This is a genomic window from Ruegeria sp. CDSC068, assembly GCF_059610545.1.
This window is the reverse complement of record NZ_JBXWNV010000007.1, coordinates 277,392-287,767: the sequence shown is the minus strand read 5'-3', so window position 1 is coordinate 287,767 and position 10,376 is coordinate 277,392. Positions and strand designations below refer to the sequence as shown.

The 10,376-nt window shown below is 56.9% G+C and carries 9 protein-coding genes; 6 read left to right on the top strand and 3 right to left on the bottom strand.

The genetic code is table 11. The features are described from left to right. Nucleotides 1–316 precede the first annotated feature (316 nt). Complete coding sequence (locus tag AC2FID_RS16130; RefSeq protein ID WP_496698213.1) at nucleotides 317–1,339, bottom strand: permease; 1,023 nt, start codon at nucleotides 1,337–1,339, stop codon at nucleotides 317–319. Between the two features lie 85 nt (nucleotides 1,340–1,424). Here AC2FID_RS16130 and AC2FID_RS16125 point away from each other — a divergent pair, with 85 nt between their 5' ends. Further along, complete coding sequence (locus tag AC2FID_RS16125; protein WP_496837675.1) at nucleotides 1,425–2,282, top strand: LysR substrate-binding domain-containing protein; 858 nt, start codon at nucleotides 1,425–1,427, stop codon at nucleotides 2,280–2,282. A 282-nt stretch (nucleotides 2,283–2,564) separates the two neighbouring features. Here AC2FID_RS16125 and AC2FID_RS16120 read toward each other — a convergent pair whose 3' ends face one another. Next, on the bottom strand, nucleotides 2,565–3,179 hold the full coding sequence (locus AC2FID_RS16120) for a TetR/AcrR family transcriptional regulator (protein ID WP_496698217.1): 615 nt from the start codon (nucleotides 3,177–3,179) through the stop codon (nucleotides 2,565–2,567). A 91-nt stretch (nucleotides 3,180–3,270) separates the two neighbouring features. Here AC2FID_RS16120 and AC2FID_RS16115 point away from each other — a divergent pair, with 91 nt between their 5' ends. The 3 genes from AC2FID_RS16115 to AC2FID_RS16105 are packed head-to-tail and all read left to right on the top strand — an operon-like array spanning nucleotide 3,271 to nucleotide 7,323. Then, nucleotides 3,271–5,316, top strand: coding sequence for an oxidoreductase (locus AC2FID_RS16115; RefSeq protein WP_496837673.1), 2,046 nt, complete (start codon nucleotides 3,271–3,273; stop codon nucleotides 5,314–5,316). A gap of 1 nt (nucleotide 5,317) precedes the next feature. Next, entirely contained in the window at nucleotides 5,318–6,355 is a 1,038-nt protein-coding gene (locus AC2FID_RS16110; RefSeq protein ID WP_496837671.1) for a trans-3-hydroxy-L-proline dehydratase, read from the top strand. A gap of 2 nt (nucleotides 6,356–6,357) precedes the next feature. Continuing rightward, nucleotides 6,358–7,323, top strand: a complete 966-nt coding sequence (locus tag AC2FID_RS16105) for an ornithine cyclodeaminase family protein (protein ID WP_496837669.1) — start codon at nucleotides 6,358–6,360, stop codon at nucleotides 7,321–7,323. A 370-nt stretch (nucleotides 7,324–7,693) separates the two neighbouring features. Here the strand turns inward: AC2FID_RS16105 and AC2FID_RS16100 are convergent, their stop codons facing one another. Beyond that, nucleotides 7,694–8,143 (bottom strand): MarR family winged helix-turn-helix transcriptional regulator, encoded by a 450-nt coding sequence (locus AC2FID_RS16100; RefSeq protein WP_496837668.1) that lies wholly within the window; start codon nucleotides 8,141–8,143, stop codon nucleotides 7,694–7,696. A 145-nt stretch (nucleotides 8,144–8,288) separates the two neighbouring features. On the opposite strand from AC2FID_RS16100, the gene AC2FID_RS16095 reads away from it, so the two are divergent. Both AC2FID_RS16095 and AC2FID_RS16090 read left to right on the top strand, forming a co-directional pair. After that, the gene (locus AC2FID_RS16095; protein ID WP_496837666.1) at nucleotides 8,289–8,831 is read left to right on the top strand and encodes a hypothetical protein; all 543 of its coding nucleotides are present in this window, start codon (nucleotides 8,289–8,291) and stop codon (nucleotides 8,829–8,831) included. Nucleotides 8,832–9,035: 204 nt separating this feature from the next. After that, nucleotides 9,036–10,376 carry an efflux RND transporter periplasmic adaptor subunit gene (locus AC2FID_RS16090; protein ID WP_496837664.1) on the top strand — a complete coding sequence of 447 codons (1,341 nt, stop codon included), beginning with the start codon at nucleotides 9,036–9,038 and terminating at the stop codon, nucleotides 10,374–10,376.

The following is a 10,376-nucleotide window of genomic DNA, read 5'->3' as shown; positions in this document are numbered from 1 at the left end:
TGCGGCCCGCAGGCACAGCCGAGGATACGGCCCTGTCTAATAGGGTTACCCGAGGGGGAGGGCAGCGCCCTCACCCTAACGGCCAGGGGCGTTTGGCTTGTCCAAATCCCGCTGGCCCACGGCAGGAAAGTGATGAGGTGGAAGGTCTGCCGCCATTTGCGATTGATCCCTTCTGTCAAAGTTCGTGGTTCGTTACGATGCGGTAAATCATCCAGTGGTTGCAGAAAGCTGCCATTCGAGACGCGGTTCGAAGACGACTGCAACGCGGGACTTTGCTGCCGTTCGCTGAACGTCTGCGTCCCGTTAACGCTGAATCTCAGACGATCCACCCAAAGACATACCCCGCCCCGAGCGACCCTAGAACTGCAAGCAACAGATAGAGCATGAATGGTTGCAATTTGAGCACCGGTGCGATGGCCATAGCACCCCAAATGCTGACCGCGCCGCCCGAAACAAGGAACGCCATTGCCGCGCCTTCGGACATGCCGTTGTCGATCAACCCGCGTGTCAGTGGGAGCGCGGCGTAACCGTCGATATAGGCCGGGGCACCGACGAAGACAGCGGCGGGTATGGCCCACCATTTGTCTTCGCCAACATATGCAGCCAGTGCGCCCGGCGTAAGGGCCGCGTTCAAGGCATACTCCGCGGCAAATGCCGGGATCAGGCAAATCAGGATAAGCCGCGTAGTTGCCCAAACCTGTTTGCTGAAGGAATGACGTCGCGCCTCAGACCGCCAGACCCAAGGATCAAAGGGCTGATCTTCGCCGCATCGTGCAGCACTTAGCTGGCGCGCCAGGCCATTGTCCCGAAGCGCATTCATGGCCCAGGGCGTCTTGGCGAACAGGCCGGTGATCGCGCCACCGAATAGACCCAATCCGAAGGCGGCAAGCGTCTTGCCAATCGCAAAGCTCAGACCAAGGGTTGCCGCTGTTGTCGCGAGCATTGCAGGGTCCGTTATCGGAGAAGACAGCCAGAAGGCCATGATCGGGGCGAGTGGTACGCCCGCAGCCAGCAATCCGGCCATCAAAGGCAGCACGGTCACACCGCATACGGGCGTGATGGCTCCAATGAGCGAGGCCGCCAAAACCGTTCTCAGTGTCCTGCCCTCGAAGGCACCAGCGATGTGAGTATCCGCGCCGCTTGCGATGATCCAGGCTGCAAGCACGATGCCCGGAATGACGATGGGGGCCACGACAATCAGGCCCCTTAGGACAAACTTTGCTGCGTTTACCGCGTGTTCCGGCCAGGCAAGACCGACGCCTGCCAGCAGCAGCAAAGACACGCCCCACACCAGGGGTTTCCGGTTAGATGGTTGGTGGGCAGCTGTCTGATCTGACATGGGATACTCCTCTGACCTTGAAAAATAGTGCGGCACAAGGCATCTGTGAAACGCATAGTTTCAATTTCCGGTATTGGAAAAACAGATGGAAAATCTTGATAGCGATCTTCTGCGAACCTTCGTCGCCGTGGCTGATGCCGGAAGCGTCACGGACGGTGCTGCCCGCATCCACCGGTCGCAATCTGCGACAAGTCTTCAGATCAAGCGCCTCGAAGCGATCCTGGGTCAGCCGGTCTTTGACAGGCATGGTCGCGGGGTGGTCCTGAGCGACACGGGACGAAAGCTATTTCCAGTCGCGCAGGAGGTGACGGCGCGTCTCGACGCGGCACTACGAGAGATTTCACAGAACACAGTAAGCGGCAGACTGCGTTTGGGCATACCCGACGATCATGGGCGCGCCAGGCTTGCGGCGATCATTGCGACCTTTGCCCGTCAAAATCCGAAAGTCGAACTGGATGTCACCTGCGCCTTGAGCACAAGTTTTCCAGAAGCCCTCAATAAGGGGTCGCTGGACCTTGCGGTCTATGAGGTCGAAAGCCCGTCCAGTCACGAGGAGGTTGTTTATGAAGACCCGACATGTTGGGTGTCGTCGGCGTACCGGCACTTTCGGGCCGATGAAAGCCTTCCAGTGGCCTTGTTCGATCATGCGTGCTGGTGGCGCGACGCGGCGGTCATTTCATTACAAGCCCGTGGAAAGCCATATCGCGTTGTCTACTCCAGCCAAAGCGTCTCTGGTGTGATTGCAGCAGTAGAAGCCGGGATCGCAGTGGGTCTGCTCGGTCGCTCCTCGCTGCACGGCAGCCTATCTGTGGTGAACGATGCATTGGGCCTCGGAAACACGCCCACCTCCAAGCTGGTGATGGCATCCAGCAAGCCGAAAGTACAAGGGCCTCAGGACGCTATGAAGGCCGCGATCCGAGCCGCATTTATGGCCAAACCATGAAAAAACCGACCTTCCCTGCACTCTGTCGAATGGGCAAGTTGGGCTCACAGTCAGATTTCGCCGCTCGATGAATGAACTACGGCTGACCAGCAAGGCTCCCTTTGGCAATGACATCATCGAATTGGGAAGGTGCGAACAAAGCCCCATTTCGCCGCGTTTGTTCCAAAGTCAGGTATGGCGAGACCCGAACGAATACCGATTTACGCTCAACTGTGCAGCATACGAGTGCGAACAGTCTCGCAAAAAATGAGAGAGGCTTGGCCCATAACTTCAGACGCCGGTTTAGCGGTGACGCTCTAAGAACGCGTCTTTTTCGGCCTGCGTTGGCATGTCGCCTGAAAATATCTCGACATATCGGCATCCAGCTACCGCTCGTTGTGAACGGGGCTCTGTCACATGCATGGAATAATACCCGGTCTGTGTTAGAAGCACGGTGAGCGCACGGTAATGGGCCGCGTCCCCTGTTATTCCAAATCGTTCAAACAGGGCTTTGACTGCAACCAACCGATCTTCGTCAGATTTGTCGACGAAGGTTTGCAGCCGTGGATCGTTGCGCGCCCAGTTACGGATTGCAAGATCCAGCGGCGCATCGAAAAGATCTTGGTCAATCCAGCAATCAATTAGGTTAAATAGACCCGCGCAGAGACTGTCGGCTGGAACTGCGCACCGCTCCAAGATGACGCCAGTGTTCCGGTTCTGCCAGATGTCTAGGATGGCGTCATGAAGATCGGACAGATCCTTGAAGTGCCAATAGAAACCAGTGCGCGTCAAATTGAGTGTTTTTGCAAGCGGCATGATCTTCACCGCCTCAATCCCATCGCTCACGAAGAGCGCATAGGCGGCGTCAATCCATGTTTCTCGGGTCGCGCGGGCCTTGGCTGTTTCGTCCTTTTTCATAGTTGGATTCTTAAAGAACTTGACAGTAGTGTCAATTGCGGAAATGTTAACTTGACACAAGTGTCAATAATCAACACTTAGGGAGGCCACAATGTCCACTGATCCATTGCTTCAACCTTATCAGTTGAAACACCTCACATTGCGCAATCGGATCATGACGACCAGCCATGAACCTGCCTACCCACAAGACGGCATGCCCAAGGAACGCTACGCGGCCTATCACGCCGAACGGGCCAAGGCGGGTGTGGCCCTTGCGATGACGGCGGGGTCCGCTGCGGTCAGCCGAGACAGCCCACCCGTGTTCAACAATATCCTTGCCTTTAAGGATGAGGTTGTACCGTGGATCCAAAACCTGACAGACGCGGTGCATGAACATAACTGCGCTGTGATGATCCAGTTGACCCACTTGGGGCGGCGCACGAGTTGGAACAAGGGCGATTGGTTGCCGTCTGTGTCATCGTCAAAACACCGCGAACCTGCCCACCACGCTTTTCCAAAGTTGATCGAGGATTGGGACATTGATCGGATTGTATCTGACTTCGCTGATGCTGCGCAGCGGATGCAGGCGGGCGGTATGGACGGGATCGAGTTGCAGGTTTACGGTCATTTATTGGACCAATTCTGGTCACCGCTGACCAATGATCTGACGGGTCCATATGGTGCTGACACGCTCGAAAATCGCATGCGGTTCCCGCTCGATGTGGTCGAGGCAATCCGCAAGCGCGTCGGCGCAGACTTTATCGTCGGGCTGCGCTACACGGCTGATGAGGCGCAAAAGGGTGGCATCACCCACGACGAGGGGTTGGAGATTTCAAAACGCATCTCGGCCACGGGGCAGGTTGATTTTCTGAACGTGATCAGGGGACGCATCCATACCGATCCAGCTTTGACGGATATGATTCCTGTTCAAGGTATGAAGTCTGCTCCGCACCTCGATTTCGCAGGAGAAGTGCGCAAGGCAACGGGTATGCCAACCTTCCACGCCGCTCGCATCCCTGACGTGGCCACTGCGCGACATGCTGTGCAAGCTGGTCTGCTCGATATGGTCGGCATGACCCGCGCTCACATGGCTGATCCACACATCGTGCGCAAAATCATTGAAGGGCGTGAAGATGACATTCGCCCCTGCGTTGGCGCGACGTACTGCCTTGACCGCATTTATCAAGCAGGCGAGGCGTTATGCATCCACAACGCTGCTACCGGGCGTGAATTATCGATGCCGCATGAGATTGCAAAAGCGGGGGTTGCGAAGAAGGTTGTAATCGTCGGTGCAGGTCCAGCAGGGTTGGAAGCCGCTCGCATCGCCGCAGAACGTGGCCATGCTGTGACTGTGTTTGAGGCTGCAGATGCGCCCGGTGGACAGGTGCGCCTGACCGCACAAACACCTCGCCGCCGGGAGATGACCGGGATCATTGATTGGCGCATGGCGCAATGTGCAGCACGTGATGTGATATTCCATTTCAACACCTGGGCCGAGGCCGACGACATCACCACCCTCAACCCGGATGTGGTCATTGTGGCGACGGGCGGCATACCCAATCTGGAACTGTTTGAACAGAAAGGTGAGCAGGCGAATGTTGTGTCCACCTGGGATCTGATCTCGGGCGATGTAAAGCCCGCGGGCAAGGTTCTCATCTACGACGAAAGCGGTGATCATCCAGCCTTGCAAGCCGCTGAGATTGCCGCAAATGCGGGGTCCGCGGTCGAGGTTATGACGCCGGACCGCAGTGTCTCTCCGGGCGTGATGGCGATGAATTTGGTGCCTTACATGCGCGCGCTTCAGGATAAGGACGTGACCTTTAGCATCGCGCGGCGCTTGATGGGGGTTGTGCGCAGTGGCAACACATTGACCGCCACAATTGGGACCGATTACAGCGATTACAGTTACGAGACCCAGGTCGATCAGGTTGTCGTGAACTATGGCACCTTGCCGCTCGACGATCTGTATTTTGATCTCAAACCATCGTCGTCGAATTTAGGCGAGGTCAACTATGACGCGCTGATCGAGGGCACTCCGCAAACCATTCAGCGCAATGAAGCAGGCACCTTCCAACTGTTCCGCATTGGCGATGCAGTATCGGCACGCAACACACATGCGGCGATCTATGACGCCTTGCGTTTGGTAAAGGATATCTAGCATGCGCAGCAGCAAAACCATTCACGTCGTATCCTGCCATGCAGAAGGCGAAGTCGGCGATGTGATCGTTGGCGGGGTGGCATCGCCACCCGGCGAGACCCTTTGGGAACAACGCAGTTGGATCGCCAAGGATCAGACCCTCCGCAACTTCATGCTGAACGAGCCACGCGGTGGCGTGTTTCGCCATGTGAATCTTTTGGTCCCTCCGGTGCATCCAGAGGCACAAATGGGCTGGATCATCATGGAACCAGAAGACACGCCGCCGATGTCCGGGTCCAACTCGATCTGTGTCTCAACGGTACTGCTGGATAGCGGGATCATTCCAATGACCGAACCCGTAACCAAGATGGTACTCGAAGCACCCGGTGGACTGGTCCGCGTGCACGCCGAGTGCCGGAACGGCAAGGCAGAGCGGATCACCGTGCGCAATCTGCCATCCTATGCGGGTGCATTGCGCGTACCTTTGGATGTGAAGGGTATCGGCCAATTAACCGTCGACACAGCCTTTGGCGGTGACAGCTTTGTTGTGGTGGATGCGGCAACCCTCGGGTTCGAACTTGTCGCGTCCGAGGCCAGGGCGCTGGCAGAACTTGGCGTGTCGATTACCAATGCGGCCAATGAACAGCTAATGTTCCGCCATCCAACCAATCCCGATTGGAAACATTTCTCCTTTTGCCTGTTCGCAGGACCAATCACACGCGAAGGGAGCCACCTGACCACCTCGGCTGCCGTCGCGATCCAGCCTGGAAAAATCGACCGCTCACCTACGGGTACAGCCGCCTCTGCACGCATGGCACTGCTTCATGCACGCGGCGAGATGCAAGTGGGGGAGACCTTCACGGCCCGTTCAATCATTAACTCGGAATTCCACGGACGGATCGCCGAGAGAACTACGCTAGGTGACACGCCCGCGATAATCCCTGAAATCACGGGCCGCGCGTGGATTACAGGCACACATCAGCATATGCTTGATCCCAAAGACCCCTGGCCCGAAGGGTACCGCCTGAGTGATACTTGGCCCGATTTGAAGGGGAGCTGAGAATGGCCGATATGAACATCCCTTATTTGTCGCAGGACGATATGATCGGATTGGGTCTAACCACCGAGCAAATCGTCGATAGCATCGAATGTGCTATTCGTGGGAGCGTGAACGGCACTGTCTGGGGCGCACCTAAAGCAGTGATCACGCCACCTGATGATCCGCGTTATATGATGGCCGCTCTGGCGGCGATGGATGATCCATCTCTACTTGCTGTCAAAACGGTCGTGCTGAACCCCGAAAACAACGCAAACGGTCTGCCGCAGATCAACGGTCTTGTGACAATGCTCGACAGCGTCACGGGATTGCCGGCTGCCGTGCTTGATGGCAACTGGATCACCGAGGTGCGCACGGCGGGGCTTAGTGCGATGGCTGCAAAATATATGGCCAACTCGGATGCAAAAACCATCGGCTTTGTGGGGTGCGGTGCTCAGGCACGCAGCCACCTTGACGCATTTGCCGACATCTTCGACCTTGAACACATGTGCTATTTTGGCCGCGGCCAGGCCAATCAGGACCGGCTCGCAGAGCAAGCCAAAGTACGTGGCATACCCTCGACTGCGTGTGCTTCCGGGCAAGAGGTTGCGGCCAGCTGCGACTTGCTGGTGACCACCGTCACACATACCGGCGGTGCAGCCCCGTTTCTCGACGCGTCTGGGATGAAGGCAGGGTCATTTGCGGCTGTCGTCGATCTTGCTGCCCCATGGAAGCGCGACAGCCTTGGCACGCTCGATTGCGTCGTGATCGATGACCTCAAGCAAGAAGCTTCGTTGCCCTACAAGCTGTGTGATCCTGAGTTCATCCACGGTGATCTAGCTGGTTTGGTGACTGGCGAAACAAATGGACGCAACGCGCGTGAGGATCGAACGGCATTCATCTTTCGTGGACACGCGCTAGGTGATTTAGCGTTGTCCGTATTGGTTTTGGAAACGCATCGGAAACGCGACGCCGGTCGTCGAACGATGTAAGCAGATCAACTCACGTTTCCCACTCGTTTCAAAGAAGCCGACGTCCATACAATCTGCAGCATTGGTCACTCTGGGCTCTCTCCAGATCTTTGCCGCACAGTGTTCAAGGGACGGCGAAGCGGATTTTGCTTCCTTAGGGGAGGGTTTCAGGCACACCGTAACCACCAGGGGGTGGAGATGAGACAGAAACTCGGAACCGGGAAGAAACGCCTTGCCGGTGGCAGGGTCCGTGTAGCGACATCGACCGAGGTTAAAGATCTGCGGAGAATGACGGCTTCGTGTCCAATGTGTCGAATGATGGGCAAAGAATGAACGTCCGCTCGGCAGTCAAACCTACTCTCACAAACGCGACAGTTCTGCCTCCATATTTTTAGTCAGGTGTCTCGATCGTCGGCGGGCCACCACCAAGCGCTCTGCTGAGTTGCTCTGTGAGCGCGAAGAGCCGTTTGCTGTCCTCTGATCCCAGGATGTTTTCTATTAACTTGTCGCCTTCTTCCCAAACCTCTGCGACTCCCAGCAAAACCGACTGTCCGCTAGGTGTGATTTTGATCACATCAGCGCGCCGGTCTGTTGGACTAGTCTCGCGTTGCACATATCCAAGTGCTTCAAGCCTGGAGATCATTGAGCTCATGGTTCCAGGTGAGACGCTGAAATGTTTGACGAGGTGCTGCTGAGAGGATGGTCCAATCTTCTGTAGCGCATCCAGAACAAGGGCCTGGCGATGCCGTATCCCGGACGATCCAAGCAAGCTTTCCAGTTGCTTTTCCAAAATCGCAGCTGAGTGTAGGAAGGGATGGATTCGTGCGTGCTGACGTTTCATGGGCTCACTTTGAGAAATCTTGTGTATTAATTACAGTGATTTAAGCAATTTGTCAAATTAGTTCTAATTGAAATAGTTTGACTTGAAAGTATATTGAAGTGTAATTAAACTATCCCCTTCAATCAGCCTTAGAAAAGGACACATAATGCGACTTACGCTGTTCACAGCCACGCTGCTTGGTGCGGCTGGCGTTGCCAATGCTGACGCACCACAGGTTCCGTCAGAAGCACCATATATCGTCCTCAGTGAAAACCACGACGAACCAAACGGATATGGGTTTTGCATTGATACATATGGGGCCGGGCAGTCTGATCTTTTGCAGACCCATTCTTGCAAACCACCCAGTGAGGGTGAACCACGTAGCTATGCAGGTCATGACACGCGTTTTGAGTACAATGTAGACACCATGCAGGTCGGATCTTACCCGTTTGAAGGCTTCTGCATGCAGGCCTTAATTGCCACAGGAAAGTCGGAATTTGCACTGTTGGAATGCAGTGATCATCCTCGCCAAAAGTTCATTTACGACGAAACAGATCAGACTCTGCGACTAAACGAGGACCAATCTAATTGCGTGGTAGTAGCATCGGAAACAGTCCCAGCGGGTCCGTGGGTGAAACGGCCACTCTCGTTGGAATCCTGCGATGAGGTCGAGGCGTCTTTGAAGCAGTGGAGCATTGTCACTGAATGACGCATAGCGGGGTATTCTCCGTGCCGTTCACTCCCATGTGCTGTCCTCAGTTTTGTGACCATGCGCTTCTTGCCATCACGGAATTGAAAGCTGCAGGCGCTCCTATCCGATCCGCGCCGCGCCGCGCCCAGTGCTATTTCGTCAGCGCCAAACGGCAAAGCGTGCCGAGTTCCCAGCTGACATAGCTCAAGATGGAGCTGTTTTATGAACTTCCGCCCATTGGCGATCCTGCCCCCACTCGTGATTGCTGTGCTCGGCTTCAACTGGATGACTCGGGAACTGTCCGAGGACGTCACCCGTCACGAAGAAACCCGTCTCGCGGTGCGCGCGATGGAGATCCTACCGCAACCAGTCTCGGCCACTGTCATCGGCTATGGACGGGTCGAGCCAGCTCGGGACTGGTCAGCCGTTTCCGAGGTCGAGGGGCGGATCGACGCGATCCCCGGGGACCTTGCCGTCGGAAGCGTCGTCGAAGCCGGCGATGTGCTGTTCGAGATCGACGTGACGGATTACGAGCTTGCCCGCCAGAAGGCGCAGGCAAATATCACCTCGGTCGAGGCCCAGCTGCGCGAGAGCGAACGGCAGGAAGAAAACACCCGCAAGACGCTGGAGTTGCAGGAGCGGACGAAAGCTGTGGCGCAGAACGAGTATGACCGCGTCGCCTCGCTGGTTGAACGCGGCGCCTCGACACAGGCCGCGCTCGATACCGCGCAAAAAACCCTGCTGGCACAGTCGAATTCGGTGCTCACCCTGGAGAACACGCTGGCGCTCTATCCAGCGCAACGCGAGAGCCTGGAGGCGACACGCGCTGTGCGGATGTCCGAACTACGCGAGGCTGAGCGGTCGATCGAGAAAGCCAAGATCTCCGCGCCATTTCGCGGCCGGGTCTCAGAGATTGGCGTCGAGGCCGGACAGTTCGTTCGTACCGGCGACATATTGTTGGTCCTGGACGACACTTCGGCCGCCGAAGTAACCGCCGAGGTTCAGCCGAAAACCTTCGCGCCGATCTTTATGGCGGCACGCGGCAAGGGCGAGGCTCCCGCCGAGGGCATAGACACCTCCCGGGTCATGGAGTTCCTGACGGATGCCGGGATTTCGGCAGAAGTGCGCGTCTCGCTTGAAAACCGCGTCCTGTCATGGCCGGCGAAGTTGGAACGTATGCGCGGCACACTCGACGCCGACACCGCAACCATGGGCGTTGTCGTCCGGGTCGAGGATCCGACAATCGGGCAGCCGCACCTGCAACGCGGCCCGCTTGAATCCGGTGCATTTGTCTCGGTCATCTTCAGCTCGGAGCCGATGGAGAACACCATCGTCGTTCCGCGCAGCGCTTTGCGCTATGGCGACGATGGCGCTGCGTTTGTCTACCTCGCGGATGCGCAGGACCGGCTTGCCAAATCCGCGGTCAAGGTCGGTCATTCCATCGGCGAGGGCGCCATTATCCTCAGTGGGCTGGAGGGCGGCGACCGGCTGGTGCTGAGCGAGCCATCCCCGCCGGTGATCGGCATGGCGTTGGATCTTGTCATGCCCACGGCGGAGCAGTGA